This window comes from Hydrogenophaga sp. ANAO-22 (genome assembly GCF_042466645.1).
Lineage (GTDB): Bacteria > Pseudomonadota > Gammaproteobacteria > Burkholderiales > Burkholderiaceae_C > Hydrogenophaga.
Map to the genome: position 1 here is coordinate 3,608,276 of NZ_CP159956.1, position 25,146 is coordinate 3,633,421.

Annotated in this window: 25 protein-coding genes; 10 read left to right on the top strand and 15 right to left on the bottom strand. The window is 67.9% G+C overall.

All coding sequences use genetic code 11. The features are described from left to right. Window positions 1–141: 141 nt before the first annotated feature. The 8 genes from urtA to ABSY19_RS17415 all read left to right on the top strand — a co-directional run bounded on the left by urtA (window position 142) and on the right by ABSY19_RS17415 (window position 7,489). Window positions 142–1,419: an urea ABC transporter substrate-binding protein gene (gene urtA / locus ABSY19_RS17380; RefSeq protein WP_382153926.1), complete on the top strand. Its 1,278-nt coding sequence runs from the start codon at window positions 142–144 to the stop codon at window positions 1,417–1,419. Between the two features lie 149 nt (window positions 1,420–1,568). After that, the gene (gene urtB, locus ABSY19_RS17385; RefSeq protein ID WP_382153929.1) at window positions 1,569–2,483 is read left to right on the top strand and encodes an urea ABC transporter permease subunit UrtB; all 915 of its coding nucleotides are present in this window, start codon (window positions 1,569–1,571) and stop codon (window positions 2,481–2,483) included. 24 nt (window positions 2,484–2,507) lie between these two features. Next, entirely contained in the window at window positions 2,508–3,707 is a 1,200-nt protein-coding gene (gene urtC, locus ABSY19_RS17390; protein ID WP_382153932.1) for an urea ABC transporter permease subunit UrtC, read from the top strand. A 16-nt stretch (window positions 3,708–3,723) separates the two neighbouring features. Beyond that, on the top strand, window positions 3,724–4,467 hold the full coding sequence (gene urtD, locus ABSY19_RS17395; RefSeq protein ID WP_382153935.1) for an urea ABC transporter ATP-binding protein UrtD: 744 nt from the start codon (window positions 3,724–3,726) through the stop codon (window positions 4,465–4,467). Window positions 4,468–4,480: 13 nt separating this feature from the next. After that, window positions 4,481–5,170, top strand: a complete 690-nt coding sequence (gene urtE, locus ABSY19_RS17400; protein ID WP_382153938.1) for an urea ABC transporter ATP-binding subunit UrtE — start codon at window positions 4,481–4,483, stop codon at window positions 5,168–5,170. A gap of 41 nt (window positions 5,171–5,211) precedes the next feature. Beyond that, window positions 5,212–6,438 carry a formamidase gene (gene fmdA, locus ABSY19_RS17405; protein WP_382153941.1) on the top strand — a complete coding sequence of 409 codons (1,227 nt, stop codon included), beginning with the start codon at window positions 5,212–5,214 and terminating at the stop codon, window positions 6,436–6,438. 10 nt (window positions 6,439–6,448) lie between these two features. Next, a complete protein-coding gene (locus ABSY19_RS17410; RefSeq protein ID WP_382153944.1) occupies window positions 6,449–6,790 on the top strand; it encodes a zinc ribbon domain-containing protein in 342 nt (113 codons plus the stop codon). Window positions 6,791–7,240: 450 nt separating this feature from the next. After that, complete coding sequence (locus ABSY19_RS17415; RefSeq protein ID WP_291120365.1) at window positions 7,241–7,489, top strand: PsiF family protein; 249 nt, start codon at window positions 7,241–7,243, stop codon at window positions 7,487–7,489. 21 nt (window positions 7,490–7,510) lie between these two features. Here ABSY19_RS17415 and ABSY19_RS17420 read toward each other — a convergent pair whose 3' ends face one another. Beyond that, on the bottom strand, window positions 7,511–8,116 hold the full coding sequence (locus tag ABSY19_RS17420) for a hypothetical protein (RefSeq protein WP_382153947.1): 606 nt from the start codon (window positions 8,114–8,116) through the stop codon (window positions 7,511–7,513). Between the two features lie 99 nt (window positions 8,117–8,215). Here ABSY19_RS17420 and ABSY19_RS17425 point away from each other — a divergent pair, with 99 nt between their 5' ends. Further along, window positions 8,216–8,440, top strand: a complete 225-nt coding sequence (locus tag ABSY19_RS17425; protein WP_382153949.1) for a hypothetical protein — start codon at window positions 8,216–8,218, stop codon at window positions 8,438–8,440. A 22-nt stretch (window positions 8,441–8,462) separates the two neighbouring features. Here the strand turns inward: ABSY19_RS17425 and ABSY19_RS17430 are convergent, their stop codons facing one another. From ABSY19_RS17430 to ABSY19_RS17465, 8 genes are all read right to left on the bottom strand, one after another. Continuing rightward, complete coding sequence (locus ABSY19_RS17430) at window positions 8,463–8,780, bottom strand: c-type cytochrome (RefSeq protein WP_382153952.1); 318 nt, start codon at window positions 8,778–8,780, stop codon at window positions 8,463–8,465. Between the two features lie 131 nt (window positions 8,781–8,911). Further along, entirely contained in the window at window positions 8,912–10,186 is a 1,275-nt protein-coding gene (locus ABSY19_RS17435) for a PQQ-dependent sugar dehydrogenase (RefSeq protein WP_382153955.1), read from the bottom strand. A 133-nt stretch (window positions 10,187–10,319) separates the two neighbouring features. Beyond that, window positions 10,320–10,715: a RidA family protein gene (locus ABSY19_RS17440; protein ID WP_382153958.1), complete on the bottom strand. Its 396-nt coding sequence runs from the start codon at window positions 10,713–10,715 to the stop codon at window positions 10,320–10,322. Further along, entirely contained in the window at window positions 10,712–12,376 is a 1,665-nt protein-coding gene (locus tag ABSY19_RS17445; RefSeq protein ID WP_382153961.1) for a benzoate-CoA ligase family protein, read from the bottom strand. The genes ABSY19_RS17440 and ABSY19_RS17445 overlap by 4 nt, the downstream gene beginning before the upstream one ends. Beyond that, window positions 12,376–13,491 (bottom strand): acyl-CoA dehydrogenase family protein, encoded by a 1,116-nt coding sequence (locus tag ABSY19_RS17450; RefSeq protein ID WP_382163849.1) that lies wholly within the window; start codon window positions 13,489–13,491, stop codon window positions 12,376–12,378. Before ABSY19_RS17450 ends, ABSY19_RS17445 begins: the two co-directional genes overlap by 1 nt. An 85-nt stretch (window positions 13,492–13,576) precedes the next feature. Beyond that, window positions 13,577–14,434: an enoyl-CoA hydratase family protein gene (locus ABSY19_RS17455; RefSeq protein ID WP_382153964.1), complete on the bottom strand. Its 858-nt coding sequence runs from the start codon at window positions 14,432–14,434 to the stop codon at window positions 13,577–13,579. Window positions 14,435–14,544: 110 nt separating this feature from the next. Then, window positions 14,545–15,042: a MarR family winged helix-turn-helix transcriptional regulator gene (locus tag ABSY19_RS17460; protein WP_382153967.1), complete on the bottom strand. Its 498-nt coding sequence runs from the start codon at window positions 15,040–15,042 to the stop codon at window positions 14,545–14,547. Beyond that, window positions 15,039–17,483: a bifunctional salicylyl-CoA 5-hydroxylase/oxidoreductase gene (locus tag ABSY19_RS17465; RefSeq protein ID WP_382153970.1), complete on the bottom strand. Its 2,445-nt coding sequence runs from the start codon at window positions 17,481–17,483 to the stop codon at window positions 15,039–15,041. The genes ABSY19_RS17460 and ABSY19_RS17465 overlap by 4 nt, the downstream gene beginning before the upstream one ends. 183 nt (window positions 17,484–17,666) lie before the next feature. Here ABSY19_RS17465 and ABSY19_RS17470 point away from each other — a divergent pair, with 183 nt between their 5' ends. After that, window positions 17,667–17,996 (top strand): DUF1840 domain-containing protein, encoded by a 330-nt coding sequence (locus tag ABSY19_RS17470; RefSeq protein WP_382153973.1) that lies wholly within the window; start codon window positions 17,667–17,669, stop codon window positions 17,994–17,996. Between the two features lie 159 nt (window positions 17,997–18,155). Here the strand turns inward: ABSY19_RS17470 and ABSY19_RS17475 are convergent, their stop codons facing one another. From ABSY19_RS17475 to ABSY19_RS17500, 6 genes are all read right to left on the bottom strand, one after another. Beyond that, window positions 18,156–19,169: a Bug family tripartite tricarboxylate transporter substrate binding protein gene (locus ABSY19_RS17475; protein ID WP_382153976.1), complete on the bottom strand. Its 1,014-nt coding sequence runs from the start codon at window positions 19,167–19,169 to the stop codon at window positions 18,156–18,158. Window positions 19,170–19,252: 83 nt separating this feature from the next. Continuing rightward, a complete protein-coding gene (locus tag ABSY19_RS17480) occupies window positions 19,253–20,239 on the bottom strand; it encodes a tripartite tricarboxylate transporter substrate-binding protein (protein WP_382153979.1) in 987 nt (328 codons plus the stop codon). Between the two features lie 157 nt (window positions 20,240–20,396). Beyond that, window positions 20,397–21,644: a phenylacetate--CoA ligase family protein gene (locus tag ABSY19_RS17485; RefSeq protein ID WP_382153981.1), complete on the bottom strand. Its 1,248-nt coding sequence runs from the start codon at window positions 21,642–21,644 to the stop codon at window positions 20,397–20,399. A gap of 47 nt (window positions 21,645–21,691) precedes the next feature. After that, window positions 21,692–22,501: an ABC transporter ATP-binding protein gene (locus ABSY19_RS17490; RefSeq protein WP_382153984.1), complete on the bottom strand. Its 810-nt coding sequence runs from the start codon at window positions 22,499–22,501 to the stop codon at window positions 21,692–21,694. Window positions 22,502–22,615: 114 nt separating this feature from the next. Further along, window positions 22,616–23,953 carry an ABC transporter substrate-binding protein gene (locus ABSY19_RS17495; RefSeq protein WP_382153987.1) on the bottom strand — a complete coding sequence of 446 codons (1,338 nt, stop codon included), beginning with the start codon at window positions 23,951–23,953 and terminating at the stop codon, window positions 22,616–22,618. Between the two features lie 91 nt (window positions 23,954–24,044). Beyond that, window positions 24,045–25,121 carry a branched-chain amino acid ABC transporter permease gene (locus ABSY19_RS17500; protein ID WP_382153990.1) on the bottom strand — a complete coding sequence of 359 codons (1,077 nt, stop codon included), beginning with the start codon at window positions 25,119–25,121 and terminating at the stop codon, window positions 24,045–24,047. Window positions 25,122–25,146 lie beyond the last annotated feature (25 nt).

Below are 25,146 nucleotides of genomic sequence, written 5' to 3' on the forward strand. Positions count from 1 at the left end.
CGCTAGCAAGAACCGGCCCTACCCACCAGACGGGGCCTCTACGTTATTTGACGTATGGGCCGGATCAAGGGCTTTCCCCTAGTCTTCACCCCAGTCGGCACACCGCCGGTTCCACCGCCCCAAACGTCCCAGGAGTCTTCCATGAAACACCTCTCCGATCCGAACGCCCAGTCGCCCGAGACCCTCGAAACCCCGGAAGCCAGCCGCCGCCGCGTGCTGCAGATGCTGGGCGTCGCCGGTCTGGCCGGCCTGCCGGCCTGGAGCTTCGGCCAGCCCACCGCCTCGGTGAACACCACCAAGCTGGCCGTGACCGACACCGAAGTCACCGTGGGCCAGCTGCACTCGTCCACCGGCACCATGGCGATCTCGGAAACGGGCTCCATCCAGGCCGAGCAGCTCGCCATCGACGAGATCAACGCCATGGGCGGCATCCTGGGCCGCAAGATCAAGGTGATCAAGGAAGACGGCGCCTCCGACTGGCCGACCTTCGCCGAGAAGTCCAAGAAGCTGCTGATCAACGACCGCTGCGCCGCCGTGTTCGGCTGCTGGACCTCGGCCTCGCGCAAGGCCGTGCTGCCGGTGTTCGAGAAGGAAAACGGCCTGCTGTACTACCCCACCTTCTACGAAGGCCTGGAGCAGTCCAAGAACGTGATCTACACCGGCCAGGAAGCCACGCAGCAGATCCTCTACAGCCTGGACTGGGCGCAGAAGGAGAAGAAGGCCAAGACCTTCTTCCTGATCGGCTCCGACTACATCTGGCCGCGCACCTCGATGAAGATCGCGCGCAAGCACATCGAGAACTTCCAGAAGGGCAAGGTCGTCGGCGAGGAGTACTACCCGCTGGGCAGCACCAACTTCGGCTCGCTGATGAACAAGATCAAGCTGCAGAAGCCCGACTGCATCTTCTGCGCGGTGGTGGGCGGCTCCAACGTGGCCTTCTACAAGGCGCTCAAGGCCGCCGGCATCACCGGCGACAAGCAGCTGCTGGTCACGCTCTCGGTGACCGAGGACGAGATGACCGGCGTGGGCGGCGAGAACTTCGCGGGCTTCTACTCGTCGATGAAGTACTTCCAGTCGCTGGACAACGCGAACAACAAGAAGTTCGTGGCCGCCTTCAAGGCCAAGTACGGCAAGGACGCGGTGATCGGCGACGTGACGCAGGCCGGCTACCTCGGCCCCTGGCTGTGGAAGGCCGCGGTCGAGAAGGCGAAGAGCTTCGACGTGGACAAGGTGGTGGCCGCCTCGCGCACCGGCATCGAACTCACCACGGCGCCCGAGGGCTACGTGAAGCTCGACCCGAACCACCACCTGTGGAGCAAGTCGCGCATCGCCATGGGCATGCCGGACGCGACCTTCAAGGTGGTGGCGGAGTCACCCGAGCTGATCAAACCCGATCCGTTCCCCAAAGGCTACCAGTGACCCACCCCCGCCACGGCGCACTGGCGCCGTGACCCCCTCAAGGGGGCGACGCTGGCGGGCCGGCCAAGCCGGACCCGCGGCGTCCTGGAGGGGGCTTCGCTGCGCTCGCCTCGAGAAAGCCTTTCTTTCGTTGCCCTGGAGTCTTCATCATGAGTTTCAACGACCTGCTCAACATCGGCCTGATGCAGGGCTTCGCCGGCCTGAGCCTGTTCGCGGTGCTGCTGCTCATGGGCCTGGGCCTGGCCATCATCTTCGGGCAGATGGGCGTGATCAACATGGCGCATGGCGAGTTCATGACCATCGGCGCCTACACCGTCTTCCTGGGCTCGACGCTGGCCAATGCGATCAGCCCCGGCGCGGTGGCGGCGTACTTTCCGTTCGCCATCGTGGCCGCCTTCTTCTTCGCCTTCATCGCGGGCTGGCTGGTGGAGTGGGCGCTGATCCGCCACCTGTACAAGCGCCCGCTGGACACGCTGCTGGCGACCTGGGGCATCAGCCTGGCGCTGCAGCAGTGCTTCCGCACCTTCATCGGCCCCAAGGAAGTGAGCCCCACGCTGCCCGACTGGCTGCTGGGCTCCTGGGCACCGGCCGAAGGGCTGGACATCCCCATCAACGGCATGTTCGTGCTGGCCCTGGCCATCGTGGTCACCGCCGGCGTGCTGATCGCGCTGCACAAGAGCCGCTGGGGCCTGCGGGTGCGCGCCACGGTGAGCAACCGCGTGATGGCCAACGCCATCGGCATCGACACCAGGAAGACCGACCGGCTGACCTTCGCCATCGGCTGCGGCATCGCCGGCGTGGCCGGCGCGGCCTTCACCACCATCGGTTCCACCGGCCCCACCTCGGGCTCGCTCTACATCGTCGACGCCTTCCTGGTCGTCACCTTCGGCGGCGCGGCCAGCCTGCTGGGCACCGTGGTCTCGGCCTTCGGCATCGCCCAGACGCAGTCGATCACCGAGTTCTTCATGGCCGGCTCCATGGCCAAGATGCTCACGCTGTCGCTGATCGTCGTGATCCTGATGCTGCGGCCTCAGGGTCTGTTCGCATCCAAGGTGCGTCGTTGATTTCTTTGTCTCCCGGAGTCCGTCATGAACGCCCTGAAAGCCTGGATCACCCGCTACCAGCTCGCCAGCCTGGTCTTGCTCACCGTGCTGCTCGCGGTGGTGCTGCCGCTCAGCCTCGACATCTTCCGCCTCAACCTGGTCGGCAAGTACCTCACCTACGCCTTCGTGGCCATCGGCCTGGTGATGCTGTGGGGCTATGGTGGCGTGCTCAGCCTGGGGCAGGGCGTGTTCTTCGGCCTCGGCGGCTACGCCATGGCGATGTTCCTCAAGCTGGAAGCCTCCGACCCTGAAGCGACGAAGATCCAGTCCACCCCCGGCATTCCGGATTTCATGGACTGGAACCAGCTCACCGAGCTGCCCGCGTTCTGGGTGCCGTTCAAGAGCTTTCCGTTCGCGCTGGCCGCCGTCATCGTGGTGCCCACGCTGCTGGCCTGGCTCGTCAGCTTCGCCATGTTCAAGCGGCGCGTGGGCGGCGTGTACTTCGCCATCATCACGCAGGCCGTGGCGCTGATCCTCACGGTGCTCATCATCGGCCAGCAGGGCTACACCGGCGGCGTCAACGGCATGACCGACCTCAAGACCCTGCTGGGCTGGGACACGCGCACCGACAGCGCCAAATACATCCTGTACTACGTCTGCGTGGGCCTGCTGGTGCTGTCCATCGTGGTCTGTCGCTGGATCCAGACCAGCAAGCTCGGCACCCTGCTGCTGGCCATGCGCGACAAGGAAGACCGCGTGCGCTTCTCGGGCTACGACGTGGCCGACTTCCGCATCTTCGTGTTCTGCCTGGCGGCCGCGCTGTCGGGCATCGGTGGCGCGCTGTTCACGCTGCAGGTGGGCTTCATGTCGCCGAGCTTCGTGGGCATCGTGCCCTCGATCGAGATGGTGATCTACGCCGCCGTGGGCGGGCGCATGAGCCTGGTGGGCGCGGTGTACGGCGCGCTGCTGGTCAACGCCGGCAAGACCTTCTTCTCCGAGAGCTTTCCCGACCTCTGGCTGTTCCTCATGGCGGGCCTTTTCATCGGCGTGACCATGGCCTTCCCCATGGGTCTGGCCGGCTTGTGGGAAAGCAGGATCGTGCCCTGGTGGAAGTCGCGCCAGGCCGCGCTGCGCGAGGCCTCGGCCGCGCGGCCCCAGCCGCCTTCGCCGGCCCCTCATGCACCGATGGCCAAACCCAAGGCCGAGGTGAAGTTGCCCGACGGCACCCGAAGCCAAGGCGTCTGAGCCCACGGAGAACCTCATGAGCAACACCGACTTCGCCCTCTCCGTGGAAGACCTCACCGTCTCCTTCGACGGCTTCAAGGCCATCGACGCCCTCACGCTTTACGTGGACAAGAACGAGCTGCGCGTGATCATCGGCCCCAACGGCGCGGGCAAGACCACGCTGCTGGACCTGATCTGCGGCAAGACCAAGGCCAGCGCGGGCAGCATCAAGTTCAAGAACGAGGAAATCATCCAGGTGCCCGAGCACAAGCGGGTGCGCAAGGGCATCGGGCGCAAGTTCCAGACGCCGTCGATCTACGAGAACCTCTCGGTGTTCCAGAACCTGGAGGTGTCCTTCCCCTCGGGCCGTTCGGTCTGGGGGGCGCTGGCCTTCACCGCCACCGACGAGATCCAGGCCCGCGTGAAGGCGGTGGCCGAGGACATCGGCCTGGGCGACAAGCTGGAAACCGAGGCCGGCCTGCTCTCGCACGGGCAGAAGCAGTGGCTGGAGATCGGCATGCTGCTGATGCAGGAGCCCGAGCTGCTGATGCTGGACGAGCCCATTGCCGGCATGAGCGCGCGCGAGCGCGACCTGACGGCCGAGCTGCTGCAGCGCATCTGCCAGAACCGTGCCGTGATCGTGATCGAGCACGACATGGACTTCGTCAAGAAGATCGCGCACAAGGTCACCGTCATGCACCAGGGAAAGATCCTGGCCGAAGGCCCGATGGACCAGGTGCAGGCCGACCCCAAGGTCATCGACGTGTACCTCGGCCACTGAAGGAGTCACCACCATGCTGAAAGTCAAGGACCTCGTCGTCGCCTATGGCCAGAGCCAGGCGCTGCACGGCATCTCGTTCGAAGGCCGCGAGAACGAAACCGTGGCCATCATGGGCCGCAACGGCATGGGCAAGACCACGCTGTTCAAGAGCCTGATCGGCGTGCTGCCGATCAAGAGCGGCCACATCTCGGTGGCCGGCCAGGAGGTCTCGCAGCTGGAGAGCTTCCAGCGCGTGGCCAAGGGCATCGCCTACGTGCCGCAGGGCCGCATGATCTTCCCCACGCTCACGGTGGAAGAGAACATCCAGACCGGCCTGGAGAACGCCAAGGACAAGACCATCCCCGAAGAGATCTACGCGCTGTTCCCGGTGCTGTGGGACATGCGCCGGCGCAAGGGCGGCAACCTCTCGGGCGGCCAGCAGCAGCAGCTGGCGATCGCGCGCGCGCTCGTCACCGACCCCAAGGTGCTGCTGCTCGACGAACCCACCGAAGGCATCCAGCCGTCCATCATCAAGGACATCGCCAAGGCGCTCAACGAGATCCGCAAGATGCGCAAGATCACCATCGTGGTCTCCGAGCAGGTGCTCTCGTTCGCCATGGACGTGGCCGACCGGCTGTTCGTCATCGAGGGCGGCCGCCTGGTGCACGAGACCGACCGCGCCGACACCGACCAGCAGCGCATCAAGTCCTACCTCTCCGTCTGATTCCCCCTTTCCCTTTCCCGTCCACCCCAGGAGCACAAGCCATGCCCGAGACCCTCATCAAAGTCGATCTGAACGCCCCCGCACCGTCCAACGAAATGGTGCACAACCGCTGGCACCCGGACATCCCGATGGCCTGCTGGGTCAACCCTGGCGATGACTTCGTGCTCGAGACCTACGACTGGACCGGCGGCTTCATCAAGAACAACGACAGCGCCGACGATGTGCGCGACATCGACCTCACCACGGTGCACTACCTCAGCGGCCCGGTGGGCGTGAAGGGCGCCAAGCCCGGCGATCTGCTGGTGGTCGAGCTGCTCGACATCGGCGCCAAGGACGACAGCCTGTGGGGCTTCAACGGCTTCTTCAGCAAGAAGAACGGCGGCGGCTTCCTCACCGAGCATTTCCCGCAGGCGCAGAAATCGATCTGGGACTTCAAGGGCATGTTCACCGAGTCGCGCCACGTGCCGGGCGTGAAGTACGCCGGCCTGATCCACCCCGGTCTGATCGGCTGCCTGCCCGACCCCAAGATGCTGGAGACCTGGAACACGCGCGAGCAGGCGCTGATCGACTCCGACCCGGCCACCAGCGGCCTGGCCAACCCGCCCTTCGCGGGCACGGCGCACATGGGCAAGCTCACCGGCGAGGCCAAGGCCAAGGCGGCGGCCACCGGCGCGCGCACCGTGCCGCCGCGCGAACACGGCGGCAACTGCGACATCAAGGACCTCTCGCGCGGCTCCAAGGTGTTCTTCCCGGTCTACGTGGACGGCGCGGGCCTCTCGGTGGGCGACCTGCACTTCAGCCAGGGCGACGGCGAGATCACCTTCTGCGGCGCCATCGAAATGGCCGGCTGGGTGCACATGAAGGTGTCCATCATCAAGGACGGCATGGCCAAGTACGGCATCAAGAACCCGATCTTCAAGCCCAGCCCGATCACGCCGACCTACAACGACTACGTGATCTTCGAGGGCATCAGCGTGGACGAGAGCGGCAAGCAGTACTACCTGGACGTGAACGTGGCCTACCGCCAGGCCTGCCTGAACGCCATCGAGTACCTGAAGAAGTTCGGCTACTCGGGCGCGCAGGCCTACTCCATCCTGGGCACGGCGCCAGTGCAGGGCCACATCAGCGGCGTGGTGGACGTGCCCAACGCCTGCGCCACGCTGTGGCTGCCGACGCAGATCTTCGACTTCGACATCAACCCGAACGCGAGCGGCCCGATCAAGCACCTCGACGGCTCGGTGGTGATGCCGCTGTCGCCGGACCTCTGAGGCCTTCGCCATGCCGACCTACGACTACGACTGCCCATCCTGCGGGGGCTTCGACGCGTTCCGTCCCTTGAGCGAGCGCAACGAGCCCGCCGCCTGCCCGGACTGCGGCACCGCGTCGGCGCGCGTCTTCGTGAGCGCGCCGCGCCTGGCGCTCATGGACGGGGGCACGCGCACCGCCATCGGCATCAACGAGCGCGCGCGCCACGAACCCAAGACCTCGCGCGACTACCAGCGCCTCAAGCACCCGGCGGGCTGCGGCTGCTGCAGCTCGGGCCGCAGCAAGGCGACGGTGACGGCGCCGAATGGCGCGAAGGCTTTCCCGAGCAAGCGCCCCTGGATGATTTCCCATTGAGACCCCCTTCCTTCGTGGGCCGGCGCTGGTTCGTCGGCGGGTCGGCGTTGTTTTTTTGCGTTGCACCGGTCATCGGCGCCCAGGGGGAGCGGCTCCGCTCATGTCCCCCGGTCTGGGCTTCGCCCAGCCCTCCTCCTTTACTTCGCTGCGCCGCTCCCCCTGGGCGCCGATGACCTCATTGGCACTCGGTCCGTTGGCGATCCAGCATCCCTTCTGGCGCATGGGTCTCAGGCGTTCTGCGCAGCGGGGTAAAGGAGGAGGCGGCACCAGCCGCCGGGGGACACCCGCGGAGCAGAGCGCCTGAGACCCATGCGCCTGCGAGGTAGTCGCTTGGAGTCGTCAGCGTGAACCTGTCAGCCTAGGGTTTGTCGGGTGGTCTACCCCTGGGGGGTATTCTTGACAGCGTCACCGCCAGCGCCTTCAATGGGGCTTTCGTCCCTGGAGATGTTCATGCGCCTCGTTGTCCTGTGCTCTTTCGCCGTTGCCGCCCTGATGCCCATCGCGTCCTTTGCCGAGGGCCCCAGCTGCAACGCCGCCGCCGCCGAGAAGAAACTCGCCGGCGCGGCCAAGACCTCGTTCCTGAAGAAATGCACGCGCGACGCGGCGGCCAGCTGCGACATGGCGGCGGCCGAGAAGAAACTCGCGGGCGCCGCGAAGACCAGCTTCAACAAGAAATGCAACCGGGACGCCGTGGGCTGATGCCCCGGCCGCCGGCCGCGTTCAGAGGCTGGTGAGTTCGCCGTAGGCCCGCCGCGTGTAGGGGGAGACCGCCGCGAGCACCTGCCGGTAGCCGGTCTTGTGGCTGCGCACCATGCGCGTCGACGCGGTGCTGAACGAGCGGCAGAACCAGTGGCAGGTGTGCTGCATCAGGAACAGCTCGGCCAGGATGAGGTAGGCCTTGTCGCGCGGCGGCCGCTGGGCGTTGTTGTCGACCGCCTCGGTGATGGCGTACGCGTGGACCATGAAAGCCGCGCGCAGGTCGAACGTGGCGCGGCGACACCAGCGGTGCGCCCAGGGCAGGGCGAAGGGCAGCTTGCTCACGCGCGTGGCAGCCGCCTCGACATCGACGAAAAAGTGCACGAACCGGGTGAACTGCTTCGCGATGGAGCGCTCGGCCCCTTCCAGCACGCTCCAGATCTGTTCCCGGCGCTCGGGGTCTGGCTCCGCCAGGGCCCGCTCGTAGCCTTCGGCGAGTTTTTCCAGCATGACGTCGATCTGGTACGGGCCCAGGTGCTTGCGCAGCAGCTCGATGCGTTTTTTCTGGTCCAGTGAATTGAGAAAAGCGAGGCCGGCGAAAAAGGCCAGCACCAGGGTCAGAATTTCCATGGCCGAAACGGGGTGTTGGAGAGGCCGCCAGTGTAGAGTCCCCAAACGGCGGCGGGAATGCGAGAATGATTTCCCCGTGACGCCCGCCTTTTGCCCTCCATGCCCCACCACCTTCCCCTGATCATTGCCGCCGCTGCCGGGTGGGCCGCCTGCCTGACAGGCGTCGCCTGGGTCGTTTCCGCCTGGCTCGGCCGGGCGCTCTCCATCGCCGAGACGGTGCTGCTCGGCGGCATGTTGGGCGTGGTGGTGGCGGTGATCGTGCAGGCGCGCCTGCAGCGCCAGCGCCGCAAGCTCGACGACATGCGCGACTCCGCGCTCTGGTGACGCGCCCGCGGCCGCGCCGGCCTCAGGGCGCGTCCACCCGCACCTGCAAGGACGAGTACCAGAGCGCCAGGTTGTCGATCTCGGCGTCCGTCAGCGGTTTGGCGATCACCGACATCACCTCGTTCGCGCGTTTGCCGCTGCGGTAGTTGCGCAGCTGTTCCGTGAGGTAGAACAGCGGCTGGCCCGCGAGGTGGGGCACGTTGGGTTGCATCGACAGGCCCACCGGGCCGTGGCACACCGCGCACGCGGTGGCCGCGCGGGCCTTGCCCGCCTCGAGGTCCGCCGCCGCCACGCCAACGCTCGCGCCACCCACCACCATCACCAGGAGCAGGATCCGCAACGCATGAGGCCATGCCCACCAGAGGCAGCGAGGGTCCGGCTCCGCCGGCCCAAGCTGCCGTCCCCCCACGAAGCGCCGAAGGCGCGCCACGGAGGGGGGAAGCCGCGTCAGCGGCGCAGGGGGGTGTCCCATCAATTCGAGTACGTCACGCGGTAGATCGCGCCGACGTAGTCGTCCGAGATCAGCAGCGAGCCGTCCTTCATCGGCGCCACGTCCACCGGCCGGCCCTTGTAGACCCCGTTGGCGTCCAGCCAGCCTTCGGCGAAGACCTCGGACTTGCCGGCGGTGCCGTCGGCGTTGACCGGTACGTAGTTGATCAGCGCACCCGTGGCCTTGGTGCGGTTCCAGGAGCCGTGGGCCGCCACGAACATGCCGCCCCGGTACTTGGTGGGGAACATGCTGCCGTTGTAGAACGCCATGCCCAGCTGCGCCTGGTGGGCCGGGAACTCCACCTGCGGGAACACCGCGTTGGCCGGCTCCTTCATGTCCTTGAGGTCGGGCGCGGCGGCCGAGCCGGCCACCTTGAACTTGCCGTTCCAGTAGGGGTAGCCGAAATGCTGGCCGGCGGCGGTGGAGCGGTTGAGCTCGCCGGGCGGCACCTCGTCGCCCAGCCCGTCGGTCTGGTTGTCGGTCCACCACACCGTCTTGTCCTTGGGGTTGATGTCCATGCCCACCGAGTTGCGCACGCCGCGCGCGAACACCTCGCGCCCGGAGCCGTCGAAGGGGTTCAGGCGCACGATGCCGCCGATGCCGACCTGGTCGTACAGCGCGAGCTTGCCCGCCGGCTGCACGTTGTGCGGCTGGCCGAGCGTGATGTAGAGCTTGCCGTCGTCGCTCACGCGGCACACGCGCGCGCCGTGGTTGAAGGACTCCTCTTCCTCCGGGATCAGCTTGCCCTGGCCCACCACCTCGATCACCGCCACGTCGGGGCCTTCGTAGAAGAACTCGGCGGCCGGGAAGTTGAGCACGCGGTTGTGCTCGACCACGACGAGGAAGCCGTCCTTGGTCCAGCACACGCCATTGGGCACCTTGAAGTTGAGCGAAGGCGCGAAGGGTTTGACCTCGTCGGCCGTGCCGTCGCCGTTGCGGTCGGTCACGGCCCACACGCGGGTCTTGCGCGTGCCCACGAACAGCATGTTGGTGCTGGGCGCCACCGCCATGTGGCGCGCGTCGGGCACCACCGCGTACAACTCGATCTTGAATCCCGGGGGCAGCTTCACGGACCGCAGGTTGGCGCGGATCGCCTCGGCATTGCGACCTTCCTGGGGCACCGGCGGAATGTTCAGGTCGACGCCCGAGACCTTCATCTGCTTGAGCGTGGCGAGGTTGTCCTTGCCGGCCTGCGCCATCGCGCCCGTCGCCAACCCGCAGGCCAGCAATGCCATCCACAGTCGTGTGCTTTTCATGGGTCTCCTCCGAAGGGTGAATCCCGAAGGACCATCCTTCGGAACCGGCCATTCTGGAATCAAACCCGCGGCCGCACCCAGGAGCCCCCTGCGCCGTCGTTGTCTTGGTGCACTGCAGCGTGCACGCCCGCGCTCAGTCCGGCACCACCGCCGTGACTTCGATCTCCACCTTGGCGCGCGCTTCCATGAGCGCGCTCACCTCCACGCAGGTCATGGCCGGGAAGTGGCGGCCCATCACCTCGCGGTAGACCTCGCCGAGTTCGCGCAGGCGCGCGTTGTATTCCACCCGGTCGATCACGTACCAGGTCATGCGCACCATGTGCTGCGGCCCGGCCTCGGCGCAGGCGAGCACGTCGCGCACGTTGAGCAGGGTCTGGCGCGTCTGGGCGATGAAGTCGTCGCTCTCGAACACCTGGGCGGCGTTCCAGCCGATCTGGCCGCCCACGTAGACGTGGGTGCCGCGCGCGGCGATGCCGTTGGCGTAGCCCCTGGGTGCTGCCCAGCCGGGCGGTTGCAGGTGTTTCATCATGTCGGTTGGCTTCGATGTTGTTGGGCTTGCTGGCGCAGCGCGAAGCGCTGCAGCTTGCCGGTTTCGGTGCGCGGGAGCTGGTTCACGAAGACCACCTCGCGCGGGTATTTGTAGGGCGCCATGTTCTGCTTCACGTGCTCCTGCAGCGCCTTGACCTGCGCCGCGTCGGCGGCTTCGCCGGGTTTGAGCACCACATAGGCCAGCACGATCTGGCCGCGCTCCTCGTCGGCCTTGCCGACCACGCCGCACTCGGCCACCGCCGGGTGCTGCAGCAGCGCGGCCTCCACCTCGGGGCCGGCCACGTTGTAGCCGGCGGTGATGATCATGTCGTCGGTGCGCGCCTGGTAGAAGAAGTAGCCGTCGGCGTCCTGGCGGAAGGCGTCGCCGGGGAAGTTCCAGCCGTCGCGCACGTACTGGGTCTGGCGCGGTTCGTCCAGGTACTTGCAGCCGGTCGGGCCGATCACGGCGAGCTTGCCGACCTCGCCCACGGGCAGCGGCCGGCCTTCGTCGTCCACCACGCGCGCTTCGTAGCCCGGCACCACCTGGCCGATGGCGCCGCGGCGCACCGCCTCGGGCGGGGAGGAGATGAAGATGTGGAACATCTCGGTGGCGCCGATGCCGTCGAGCATCTCCAGCCCGCTGGCTTCCTTCCAGAGCTGGCGCGTGGCATCGGGCAGGCCCTCGCCGGCGCTCACGCTGATGCGCAGGCGGCCGATGCCGTGCTGGCGCGCGAACGCGGCCATCTGGCGGTAGAAGGTGGGCGCGGTGTAGCAGATGGTGGCGCCGACGCGGCCGATGAGCTGCACCATGGCCTCGGGCGTGTAGGGGATGGACGGGAAGTAGACCGAGGCGCCGGCCCACATGGGGAAGACCAGCAGGCCGCCCAGGCCGAAGGTGAAGGCCAGCGGCGGCGAGCCCATGACGATGTCGTCCGGCGTGGCGCGCAGCACGTGGCGCGGCCAGGTCTCGCAGGCGGCGAGCACGTCGCGGTGGGTGTGCACGGCGGCCTTGGGTGTGCCGGTGGTGCCCGAGGTGAAGGCCAGCAGCGCGATGTCGGTGGCGGCGGTGGGGCAGGGCGTGCCGTGTTCGCACTGGCGCCGCGCCAGGGCTTCGAGCGAGTGCGGCGCCTCCCCTTCGGCCGTGTTGAAGGTCAGCAGCTTCATGCCGGCCATGGCGGGGTCGGCGGCGAGCGCCGCCTTGAGCTCGTCCTGCAGTTTCCCGTCGCACAGCGCCACCGAGGGCTGGGCCTTGGTGAGGATGGCGCCGAGTTCCTTCGCGCGCAGCAGCGGCATGGTGGCCACCGCGATCAGGCCGGCCTGCACCGTGCCCAGCCAGGCCAGCGCCATGGCCACCGAGTTGCCGCCGCGCAGCAGCACGCGGTTGCCGGGCACCAGGCCCAGCTCCACCGTGAGCGCGTTGGCGATGCGGTTCACCTCGAGCTGCGCCTGCGCGTAGGTCAGCGTGCGCTCCTCGCTGCGGAACAGCGGGCGGTCGCCATGGCCCGCCGCGATGGCGCGCTGGAACAGCGCGTGCACGGCGTTGACCTGCGCGGGCAGTTGCAGCTCGGGCCGGTCGAAGCGCAGTTCCGGCCACTGCGCCGGCGGGGGCAGGCGGTCGTGCACGAAGTGGTCGGGCTGGGCGGACGGGATGGCGATTTTCATCATGACTTCAGCGCGGCCTTGCCGAGGATCAACAGTTGAACCTCGCTCGCACCCTCGTAGATGCGCAGCGAACGGATGTCGCGGTACAGGCTCTCGACCTTCTGGCCCACCTGCACGCCGCGCCCGCCGAACATCTGCAGCGCCATGTCGATCACGCGCTGCGCGTTTTCGGTGGCGGTGAGCTTGGCGGTGGCCGCGGCCGTGGTGTAGGCCGGCGTGCCCGCGCCCTGCGTGGCGCTGCAGTCGCGCTGCCAGGCGGCGCGGTAGGTGAGCACGGCGGCGGCGTCGATGAGCGCGCTCATCTCGCCGAGCCGGGCCTGCGTGAGCTGGAAGTCGGCCAGGGTCTGGCCGAACATCTTGCGCTGCTTGGCGTGCGCGACGCTTTCGGCGAAGGCGCGCCGCGCCATGCCCAGCGCGGCGGCGGCGACCGAGGCGCGGAAGATGTCCAGCGTCTGCATGGCGAGCTTGAAGCCGCCGTGCAGCGGGCCGACCATGGCGTCGGGGCCGACGGCGCAGCCGCTGAAGCGCAGCGTGGCCAGCGGGTGCGGGGCCATCACGTGGAGGTGTTCGCTGCTGTCCAGGCCGGGTTGCCGGGCGTCGACGATGAAGGCGCTGATGCCGCGCGCGCCGGCCTCGGGGTCGGTCTTGGCGAAGACGACGTAGAAGTCGGCCAGGTCGCCGTTGCTGATCCAGGTCTTGCTGCCGTCGAGCGCCCAGCCGCCCGCCGCCTGCGTGGCGCGCGTGGCCATGGCGGCCACGTCGGAGCCGGCGTCGGGCTCGCTGAGCGCGAAGGCGGCGATCTTCTGGCCGCTGGCGACCGCGCTCAGGTAGCGCGCTTTCTGGGCCGGGGTGCCGGCGAGCGTGATGGCGCCGCTGCCCAGGCCCTGCATGGCGAAGGCGAAGTCGGCCAGCGGGGAGTGGAAGGCCAGGGTTTCGCGCAGGATCACCAGCGATCGCGAGTCGAGCGAGGGCAGGGCGCCGCCGTGCGCCCCGGGCACGCAGTAGCGCAGCCAGCCGTCCTGGCCCAGGCGTGCCACCCAGTCGCGGCAGGCGGCGCGGTCGTCGGTTTCATCGACACCCTGCAGCGCGGCCCAGTCGGCCAGGCGCGGCGCCATCTCGCGGTGGTGGGCGTCGAAGAAAGGCAGTTCCCACTGCGCTTGGGGTGGGCGCAGGCCGTGCGGGTGTTCGAAGGCGACCACGTCAATCTCCTTCGAAGACCGGGCGCTGCTTGGCCGCGAAGGCCTCGTAGGCGCGGCGGAAGTCCTGCGTCTGCATGCAGATGGCCTGGGCCTGGGCCTCGGCCTCGATCGCCTGGTCCAGCGTCATGGCCCATTCCTGGTGCAGCATGGTCTTGGTCATGCCGTGCGCGAAGGTCGGGCCCTGCGCGAGTTGCGCGGCGAGCTTGTGCGCGGCGGGCAGCAGCGCGGCGCTGTCGTGCAGCGCGTTGAAGAAACCCCAGGCGTGGCCTTCGGTGGCGCTCATGGCGCGGCCGGTGAACAGCAGCTCGCTGGCGCGGCCCTGGCCGATCATGCGCGGCAGCAGCGCGCAGGCGCCCATGTCGGCGCCCGCGAGGCCCACGCGGGTGAACAGGAAGGCGGTGTTCGTCTGCGGCGTGCCCAGGCGCAGGTCGGAGGCCAGGGCCATCATCGCACCGGCACCGGCGCACACGCCGTCGATCGCGGCCACGATGGGCTGCGGGCAGGCGCGCATGGCGCTCACCAGTGCGCCGGTCATGCGCGTGAAGGCCAGCAGCTCGGGCATGCTCATCTTCGTGAGCGGGCCGATGATCTCGTGCACGTCGCCGCCCGAGCAGAAGTTGTCGCCCGCGCCGGTGAGCACCACGGCGCGCACGTCGGTGGCCTTCTGCAGGCCGAGGAACCAGTCGCGCAATTCCGCGTAGGAGTCGAAGGTCAGCGGGTTCTTGCGCTCGGGCCGGTTGAGCGTGACGGTGGCCACGCCGTCGTCGCCCACGCGGAGCGCGAAGTGGGTGGGGGCGGGCGTGGCCTTGGGGCCGTACTGGCCGCGCATCGGGTTGTGGTCGGGGATGGGGTGTTTCATTCAAAGTCCTTGCGAAGCACGTGTCTTGCCCAGGGATGCCACGGAACCGGCTTTGCCGGGCCGTCGGCATCGCCCCCTGGAGGGGGTCGCGCGAAGCGCGGCGGGGGTGTTCATTCCTCTATCCGCTGGTTGAGTTCGAGCTGGTGCTGTTTCACTTTGCCCAGCAGCTTGTGCAGGCTGTCCAGGTCGCGCGGGCTCAGGCCTTCGAAGGCCTCGACGATCCAGCTCTCGTGCTGCTGGGCCATCTCGACGAAGCTGGCGCGGCCGTGCGGCGTGAGGCGCACGCGGAAGGCGCGCCGGTCGCCGTCCACGCCCATGCGCTCCACCAGGCCTTCGTTGACGAGCTGGTCGGTGATGCCGGTGACGTTGCCGCCCGTGACCATGAGCCGGTGCGAGAGCTCCTTCATCTTCAGCCCGTCGGGGTGGCGTTCGAGCTGGGCCATGAGGTCGAAGCGCGGCAGCGTGGTGTCGAACTGCTCGCGCAGGCCGGCGCGCACGCGCTTCTCGATCAGTTGCGAGCAGGTCAGCAGCCGCAGCCACAGGCGCAGCTCGTGCGCGTGTTCGCTGTGGGCGCGGGCTTCGAGGTCGAGTGGTGAAGGAGGGGTCATGGTGCTGGGGCGTTGAGGGCTTGCTGGCGGGCGATCTCGCGGTAGAGCTGGTCGCGCCCGCTCTCGTAGGGGCGCGGCCATTCGATGGCGCGGGTCTGCAGCTTGGCGGCTTCGTGCAGCGTCCAGGCCGGGTCGGCCAGGTGCGGGCGCGCCACGGCGCAGAGGTCGGCGCGGCCGGCCGCGATGATGCTGTTGGCGTGGTCGGCTTCGGTGATCGCGCCCACCGCCATGGTGAGGATGCCGGCCTCGTTGCGCACGCGGTCGGCGAACGGCGTCTGGTACATGCGGCCGTACACCGGCTTGGCCGCGCGCGTGGTCTGGCCCGAGGACACGTCGATCAGGTCGCAGCCGGCGGCCTTGAAGAGGCGCGCGATCTCGACCGCGTCGTCCGGCGTGTTGCCGCCCGGCGCCCAGTCGTGCGCGGAGATGCGCACGCTGAACGGCTTGTCGGCCGGCCACGCCGCGCGCATGGCGGTGAACACCTCCAGCGGGTAGCGGCAGCGGTTGGCGAGCGAGCCGCCGTAGTCGTCGGTGCGCTGGTTGGTGAGGGGGGTGATGAAGCTGGACAGCAGGTAACCGTGGGCCGCGTGCAGTTCCAGCCAGTCGAAGCCGGCCTCGGCCGCGCGCTGGGTGGAAGCGACGAAGGCCGCCGTCATGGCGTCCATGTCGGCGCGCGTCATGGCGCGCGGCACCTGGTTCTGTTCACCATACGGCACGGCGCTGGCCGAGAGCAGCGGCCAGTTGCCACTGGGCAGGGGCTCGTCGATCTGTTCCCAGCCGAGCTGGGTCGAGCCCTTGGCGCCGCTGTGGCCCAGCTGCAGGCCGATCTTGGCGCTGCTGTGGCCGTGCACGAAATCGACGATGCGTTTCAGGCCGGCCTGCTGCGCCTCGTTCCACAGGCCCGGGCAGCCGGGGGTGATGCGGCCTTCGGGCGTGGGGCTGGTCATCTCCACCATCACCAGCGCGGCGCCGCCCATGGCGCGCGCGCCCAGGTGCACCAGGTGGTAGTCGCCCACCACGCCGTCGACCGCGCTGTACTGCGCCATCGGCGAGACCACGATGCGGTTCTTCAGCGTGAGGCCGCGCACCGTGAGCGGCAGCAGCATGGGCGGCGTGGGGTGCTTCTTCACCGGCACGCCGGGTTGGGCCTGGGTCTGCAGCCAGGCTTCATACCCTTCGAGCCACTTCGCGTCGCGCAGGCGCAGGTTCTCGTGGCTGATGCGCTGGCTGCGCGTGAGCAGCGAGTAGGCGAACTGCTCGACCTCCATGCCGGTGTAGCGGTCCACGTTCTCGAACCACTCGGTGGAGTTGCGCGCGGCGTTCTGGATCTTGAGCACCTCCACGCTGCGGCGCGCCTCGTAGCCTTGCAGCACCTCGGCCACGTCGGCGTTCGCGTGGCGCGAGAACTCGTCGGCCAGGTCGATCGCGTCTTCCAGCGCGAGCTTGGTGCCGCTGCCGATGGAGAAGTGCGCGGTGTGCGCGGCGTCGCCCATGAGCACGATGGGGGTCTTGCGGCCGCCGTGATCCGGCGCCGGGCTGCCCCAAGTCGGATCAGCCCCCTCGGGGGGCAGCGACCCGCGCAGCGGTGGAGCGTGGGGGCGAGCAATCTCTTGCCAGTGCACCCAGGTGTGGCAGATCACGCGCGGGAAGCGGATCCAGATCGCCGAGCCGCGCAGGTGCGAGGCGTTGCTGATGAGGGCGTGGCCGTCGAGGTAGGGGGCGAACAGCTTCTCGCAGAAGGCCACGCCGTCTTCCTGGCTCATCTGGTCGATGCCGTGCGCCTTCCAGACCTCCTCGGGCGTCTCCACGATGAAGGTGGAGGTCTCGCCGTCGAACTTGTAGGCGTGCGCCTGGAACCAGCCGTGTTCGGTCTGCACGAAGGCGAAGGTGAAGGCGTCGAAGGTCTTCTTGGTGCCGAGCCAGACGAAGCGGCATTGCCGGGTGTCGATGTCGGGCTGGAAGGTGTCGGCGTAGCGCGTGCGGATGCGGCTGTTGAGGCCGTCGCTGGCGATCACCAGGTCGGCCTCGTATTGCGCCGCGAGCGCCTGGTCGTCGGTCACGTCGGTCTCGAACACCAGGTTCACGCCCAGCGCCAGGCAACGCTCCTGCAGGATGTTGAGCAGCTTCTTGCGGCCGATGCCGCAGAAGCCATGGCCGCCGGACCGCACGCGGCCGCCCTTGAAGAAGACCTCGATGTCGTCCCAGTGGTTGAAGGCCTCACCGATCAGCGCGGCCGATTCGGGGTCGGCTTCGCGCAGGTTGCCCAGGGTCTGGTCCGACAGCACCACGCCCCAGCCGAAGGTGTCGAACGGCCGGTTGCGCTCGACCACCGTGACGGTGAGCGAGGGGTCGCGCCGCTTCATGAGCAGAGCGAAGTACAGGCCCGCCGGGCCGCCACCGATGCACAGGATGCGCCGAAGCGCTGGAACGGATGTTTTCATGCCTAATTAGTTTAGGTTTAAAATATACAACTCCAATCGGGTAAACCCGTAGCCCATTCGGCTGCGGCGACGCCCCGGGCCATGCGTCCTACATCCGTCGGGACGTCCTTCCTACAAATCCCCTGGTTTTCCATGGCGTGTAGGTGCAAGAATGGTCTTACCTCACCACCCCCGGAGGCACTCATGTCTGTGTATCGATTCAAGTCCCGCGAAACGGGCGACCTCGTCATGCTGCAGCAGCACGGCCAACGCATGCTCGAGATCCTGGGCAAGCGTCTGTCGGGCCCCGGCATCATCCAGCCCGGCGAAATGGACGCGGCCGTGCAGAAGATCCGGGCCGCCGTGGCGGCGGACGACGCGGCCCGTCAGAAACAGAAAGAGAAAGCGGAAGCGGACGGCCACCACGACGACGCGCAGATCGATCCGGTGAGCCTGCGCATGCGCGCGGCGCCTTTCATCGAGATGCTGGAGCGCTGCGAGAAGGCGAACGTCGAGATCGTCTGGGGAGTGTGAGGAGAAACACCCCCCTGCGCCGCTGCGCGGCTTCCCCCCTCCGTGGCGCGCCTTCGGCGCTTCGAGGGGGGACGGCATCGCGGGCCGGTGCTGCCGGACCCTTGATGCCTCTGGAGGGTGCACTTCTTTCGTTGCGGGCCGCGCCGCTGCGCGGGTTCTTCAGTCCACGCGGGCGCCGGAGGCCTTGACCACGGCGGCCCACTTGGTGGTCTCGGCGTCGATCAGGCGCGCGAATTCGGCCGGTGTGTTGCCGCTGGGGATGGCGCCCTGGGCCACCAGGCGCTCTTTCACCGCCGGCAGGTTCAGGGCCTTGGCGGTCTCCTGCTGCAGCCGGTTCACCACCTCGGTCGGCGTGCCGGTGGGCGCGAGCAGGCCGAACCACGAACTGGCTTCGAAGCCGGGCAGGTTGCCGGCCTCGGCCACCGTGGGCACGTCGGGCAGGGCCGACGAGCGCACCGCGCTGGTCACCGCGAAGGCCTTGAGGTTGCCGGCCTGGATGTGCGGCATCGCCGAGGGCAGGTTGTCGAACATCACGTCGATCGAGCCCGCCAGCAGATCGGTCAGCGCCGGTCCGGAGCCGCGGTAGGGAATGTGCGTCATGAAGATGCCGGTGCGCGACTTGAACAGCTCGCCCGCCAGGTGGATGGAGGTGCCGTTGCCACTGGAGGCCATGTTCAGCCGGCCGGGGTGTGCCTTGGCGTACTTCACGAAGTCGGCCACGCTGGTGATGCCCAGGGCCTGCGCCCGCTTGGTGCCCATCACCATCACGTTGGGCACGCCGGCCACCAGGGTGATGGGCGCGAAGTCCTTCTGCGGGTCGTAGGGCAGCTTGTCGTAGAGCGACTTGTTGATGCCGTGCGTGCCCACCGTGCCCATGAGCAGGGTGTAGCCGTCGCCCGGCGACTTGGCGACCACCTCGGCGCCGATGTTGCCGCCGGCCCCCGCGCGGTTTTCCACCACGAAGGACTGCCCCAGGGTCTTGCTCAGCTCGGGCGCCAGCACACGGGCCAGGATGTCGGTGGTGCCGCCGGGCGCGAACGGCACGACGATGCGCACCGGTTTGCTCGGCCAGGCCTGCGCCCAGCCAAGGCCTGGCAGGCCCAGGGCGGCGGTGGCGGCGGCCAGGGTCCGCAGGTGGTGGCGGCGCGAGGCGGAAAACAGCTTGTCGTCCATGCGATGTCTCCTTGGGTGGCAAAAAGAAAAGCCGCCCGAGGGCGGCTTGCATGGAGCCGCCCTTTCGGGCGTGCGGCACGAAATCAGTCGGCGTACTGGCCGGCGCCGTCGATGGCGGCCTTGAGCTTGGCGATTTCGCTGGCCACGAAGGCCTTGTGGCCGGCCGGCGTGACGCGGTTGTCGGTCACCACGATGGCGCCCAGGTCGATCTGGCTCTTGATGAAAGCCGGGTCCTTCAGGGCCACCTGCAGGGCTTCGTTGAGCTTCTTGGTCACATCGGGCGGCGTGCCCTTGGGGGCGTACAGGCCGTGCCAGATGGTCAGGTTGAAGTCCTTGAGGCCCATTTCCTGCAGCGAGGGGTAGTCCTTGAGCAGCTTGTGGCTGTCCAGGCGCTTGGCGGTGGTGACCGCGAAGGCCTTCACGCGGCCGGCTTCGATCTGCGAGGTGGTGTTGGTGGTCTGGTCGCACATCACATCGACGTTGCCGCCGATGAGGTCGTTCATGGCCGGTGCGGTGCCGCCATAGGGGATGGTGGTCAGCGACTTGTCGAGCTTCATGGCCGACTGCCACATCAGGCCGCAGATGTGCGACGCGGAACCCAGGCCGGCGTGGGCCAGGTTGAGCTTGCCGCCGTTGGCGCGGATGTAGGCCTCGAAGTCGCGGTAGGTGTTGGCGTTGAGCTTGTTGCTGCCCAGCAGGGTCATGGGCACGTCGTTGATCGCGCCCAGGTACTCGAAGTCTTCGAGCGGCTTGAAGGTCTGCTTGCGGTACAGGCTGGTGGTGGCGGCCATGCCGATGTGCCAGACCAGCAGGGTATAGCCGTCCGGCGCGGCCCGGGCCACCTTGGTGGCACCGATGGTGCCGCCGGCGCCGGCGGCGTTTTCCACCACGATGTTGGCGCCGCCCAGGGGCTTGCGCATGGCTTCGGCGAGGCGGCGTGCCACCAGGTCCGTCGGGCCGCCCGCGGCGAAGGGCACCACGAAGGAGATGGGCTTGTTGGGGAAGCCCTGCGCGAAGGCGCCTGACGAAATGCTTGCAGCCAAGGCCGCCAGGGCGAGGATCTTCTTCATACGATGCTCCTTGAGAGGTTGATTACCGGGCGATCGTAGCCCCGCCATCCCTTGTCCGTATCGCGGAAATTACTTAGCTCCGGGCCGGGGAAAACCCTCGTTGGCGCACTTTTGGCGTCAGTTTGGCGTCAGTTCCGCGATGGTTGCGGGGCTTTTCCTACTGGTAGCTGCGCGCGTCCTCGATCACCTTGCCGTCGTTGGGCAGGGAGCCTGGCTGGACGAGCTCGACCTGGGCGCGCAGCTTGGTGACCTCGCGCACGGCGGCCTCGATCTGCTGCCGCAGGCCGCTGTCGGCCTCGCTGGCCTCCACGCGCAGGCACATCTGGTCGTTGGCCATCTCGCCGCTGACCACCAGGCGGGCCTTCTTCACCTGGGGGAAGCGCCGCGCGATGTCGGCCACCTGGGCCGGGTGCACGAACATGCCGCGCACCTTGGTGGTCTGGTCGGCGCGGCCCATCCAGCCCTTGATGCGCGGCGCGGTGCGCCCGGTCGGGCAGGCGCCGGGCAGGATGGCCGAGAGGTCGCCGGTGCCGAAGCGGATCAGCGGGTAGGCCGGGTTGAGGGTGGTGACCACCAGCTCGCCCACCTCGCCCTCGGGCACGGGTTCTCCGGTGCCCGGGCGCACGATCTCGACGATCACGCCCTCGTCCACCACCAGGCCCTCGCGCGCGCTCGTCTCGTAGGCCACCAGGCCCAGGTCGGCGGTGGCGTAGCTCTGGTAGACCGCCACGCCGCGCTCGGCGAACCAGTCGCGCAGGCTGGGCGGCAATGCTTCGCCGCCCACCACGGCCTTGCGCATGCTGCCGATGTCGATGCCCTCGGCCTGGGCCTTCTCCACCAGGATGCGCAGGAAGCTGGGTGTGCCGGTGTAGGCCTCGGGCTGGAGTTCGGTGATGGCCTGCAGCTGCTGCTCGGTCTGGCCGGTGCCGGCGGGGAAGACCGAGCAGCCCACGGCGTGGGCGCCGGACTCCAGGATGAAGGCGCCCGGGGTCATGTGGTAGCTGAAGGCGTTGTGCACCAGCTCGCCGGCACGGAAGCCCGCCGCGTAGAGGCAGCGCCCGGCGCGCCAGTAGTCGCGCGTGGCGCCCTCGGGTTCGTAGATCGGGCCGGGCGAGGCGTAGACGCGCGCCATGGCCGGGCCGCGGCGCAGCGTGGAGAAACCGCCGAAGGGGTCGCTGGCGCGCGAGGCCTTCTGGCGTTCGAGCAGCTCGGTCTTGCGCGTGACGGGCAGGCGCGCCAGGGCCGCGCGGCTGTTCACCGCCTGCGCGTCCACGCCGCGCAGGATCTCGGCGAAGGCGGTGCTGTGCCGCTGGGCGTGCGCCACCTGGGTGGCCAGCTCGCCCATCTGCTCGCGCTCGCGTTGCTCGGGCGATCGGGTTTCCAGGGCGTCGAAGAATTCGTTCATGGAGAAGAGCCAGTGAAGGAGGGTGTCGGGTCGGGGTCCGTGAACAGTCAGGCCAGCCAGCGCTTGCGCCGCTTGTAGCTCTTGATGTCCTTGAAGGACTTGCGCTCGCCCCCGCCCATGCCGAGGTAGAACTCCTTGACGTCCTCGTTGTTGCGCAGCTCGCTGGCCACGCCGTCCATCACGATGCGCCCGCTCTCCATGATGTAGCCGTAGTCGGCGTACTTCAGCGCCATGTTGGTGTTCTGCTCGGCCAGCAGGAAGGTGACCTTCTCCTTCTGGTTGAGGTCCTTGACGATCTCGAACACCTCTTCGACGATCTGCGGGGCCAGGCCCATGGAGGGTTCGTCGAGCAGCATCACGCTGGGGTTGGTCATGAGGGCGCGGCCGATGGCGCACATCTGCTGCTCGCCGCCCGAGGTGTAGGCGGCCTGGCTGGTGCGCCGGGTCTTCAGGCGCGGGAAGTAGGTGTAGACCTTCTCCAGGTTGGCCGCGACCTCGGCCTTGCTCTTGCGGGTGTAGGAGCCGGTCATGAGGTTTTCCTCGATGGTGAGGTGGGCGAAGCAGTGGCGCCCCTCCATGACCTGGACCACGCCGCGCTGCACAAGGTCGGCGGGTGAGAGGTTCTCGATGCGCTCGCCGCGCAGTTCGATGCTGCCCTTGGTGACTTCGCCGCGCTCGCCCTTGAGCAGGTTGGAGATGGCGCGCAGCGTGGTGGTCTTGCCCGCGCCGTTGCCGCCCAGGATGGCCGCGATCTGGCCCTGGGGCACCTGCAGCGAGACGCCCTTGAGCACCAGGATGACGTGGTTGTAGATGACCTCGATGCCGTTGACGTTGAGAACGGTGGTGGGCGTGTTCATGGAGATTCCGATTCCTTGGGGACCATTTGCCAGGGCGGCGCGCCACCCTGGCAGATGGCGGCTGGAAAAACCAGCCGCGAGAGAACCGCCGCGCGCGCAGCGCGGCGGGGGTGCTTAACTCTGGCAGTCGGCCGGCGTGCGGGCCGTCAGTTTTTTCTCGGCCGCGTACTTCGCGGCCGTGGTCTTCACCATGGGCTTGATGATTTGCTGGTCGGCCTCGATCCAGTCGGAACTGAAGGTCCACTTGGTGCCGTCCCAGGTGTGGATGCGCGCAGCGCCCGCGCCCACGTGGTCGGCGCACGAGGTGCTGATGGGGCCGCGCAGCACGCCCTTGAAGCCCAGCGCGTCCAGCTTGGCCTGCGTCAGGTTCAGGTTTTCCAGGCCCCAGCGCACCTGTTCACCCGTCATGACCTTGCCCTTGCCGAAGCGCTCCTGCGCCGCGCGAATGCCTTCGACACCCATGGCGGCGCTGACCACGCCACGCAGGTACAGGGTTTCACCGACCTCGTCGCGCGGGCCCGTGCCCTGGTTCTTGTCGTGCAGCTTGGCGAGGATCTCCTTGATGATGGGCGCGTTCTTGTCGGTGCCGTGCTGCAGCGTGACGCCGTTGTAGCCCTTGGCGCCCTGGCCCACGTCCTTCACGTCGGGCTCGGCACTGGACCACCACACGCCGTACATCTTCTCGCGCGGGTAGCCGGTGGCCTGGGCTTCCTTCAGGGCGGTGGAGTTCATCACGCCCCAGCCCCAGAGCAGGGTGTAGTCGGGGCGCGACTGGCGGATCTGCAGCCAGGTGGCCTTCTGTTCCACGCCGGGCGCGGCCACGGGCAGCAGCTGCAGTTCGAAGCCGTGCATCTTGCTGCGCTCCTGCAGCAGCGGGATCGGTTCCTTGCCGAACGGCGAGTCGTGGTACACGAGGGCGATCTTCTTGCCCTTGAGCTTGTCGAGGCCGCCTTCCTTCTGTGCGATGGCCTGGACGATCACGTCGGCCGCCACCCAGTAGGTGCCCAGCAGCGGGAAGTTCCACTTGAAGATGGTGCCGTCGGCGCTCTCGCTGCGGCCATAGCCGGTGGTGATCAGCGGGATCTTGTCGACCGAGGCTTTTTCCGTCAGCGCGAAGGTCGCGCCAGTGGCCCAGGGGTGGATCAGCGCGGCGCCGCCGTTCTTGCCCTTGAGGCGTTCATAACATTCCACGCTGCGCGCCGTGTCGTACATGGTTTCGCACTCTTCCACCAGCAGCTTGACGCCGTTGATGCCGCCGCGCGCGTTGACCAGCTTGTAGTAGTCGACGATGCCGTTGGCGGTGGGCGTGCCGTTGGGCGCGTAGGCGCCGGTGCGGTACGACAGCACGGGCAGGTACTGCTCCTTGGCCTGGGCCAGTGCGGCGGTCGACACCAGCGACGCGGCGCCCGCGAGCGCCACCGTGGCGGCCACAACGATCTTGCGAAGTTTCATAGTTGTCTCCATGTCATGAAAGGTTGAAACACACACTCAGTAAACGCTCAAACACCACGAAAAACATCGGTACTTGCGAGCAACCTGCCGCTCAGTGCGGGAAGGGCCACAGGCGCAGCTTCTGTTTGCCGATGGACCACAGCCGCGCCAGCCCATGGGGCTCGACGATCAGGAACCACACGATCAACCCACCGAAGATCATCAGCTCGGCGTGCGAGACCGCGGTGGTGGAAATTTCAAAGCCGAACAGCCCGGCCACGAAGGGCAGGAACTGGCTCAGGGCGATGGGCAGCACGACGATGAAGGCCGCGCCGAAGAAGCTGCCCATGATGGAACCCAGGCCGCCGATGATCACCATGAACAGTAGGCGGAAGGAGTAGTCCACGGAGAACGCCGAGGGCTCCCACGCGCCGAGGTAGACGAAGGCCCAGAGCGCGCCGGCCACGCCGATGATGAAGCTGCTGACTGCGAAAGCGCTGAGCTTGGCGTACATCGGGCGGATGCCGATCACGGCGGCGGCCACGTCCATGTCGCGGATCGCCATCCACTCGCGGCCGATGGCGCTGCGCACCAGGTTCTTGGCCAGCAGCGCGATGACCGCCAGCACCGCCAGGCAGAACAGGTACTTGCTCGCGGCGCTCTCCAGCGGCAGGCCGAAGACCTGCAGGTTGGACACCGCCACCGAGCCCGAGGGCGTGTCCAGCGTGAACCACTTGATGCGCAGGAACATCCAGTCGGCGAAGAACTGCGCGGCCAGCGTGGCCACCGCGAGGTACAGGCCGCGCACGCGCAGGCTGGGCAGGCCGAACAGGATGCCGAACAGCGTGGCGCACAACCCACCCAGGATCAGCGCCGGGACCAACGGCATGCCGGGCACGCGCACGAAGAAGTTGTAGGCGCCGTAGGCCCCCACGGCCATGAAGGCCCCCGAGCCCAGCGAGATCTGGCCGCAGTAGCCGACCAGGATGTTCACGCCCACGGCGGCGAGCGAGAAGATCAGGAAGGGGATCAGGATGGCGCGCATCAGGTAGTCGCTGGCGAGCATGGGCACGGCGACGAAGGCCAGCGCGATCAGGGCCAGGATGAACCAGCGGTCCTGCGCGATCGGGAAGATCTGCTGGTCGGCGCGGTAGGTGGTCTTGAATTGACCGTTTTCACGATAGAACATGGCGGGCTTTCTCTTTTTTGTTCTG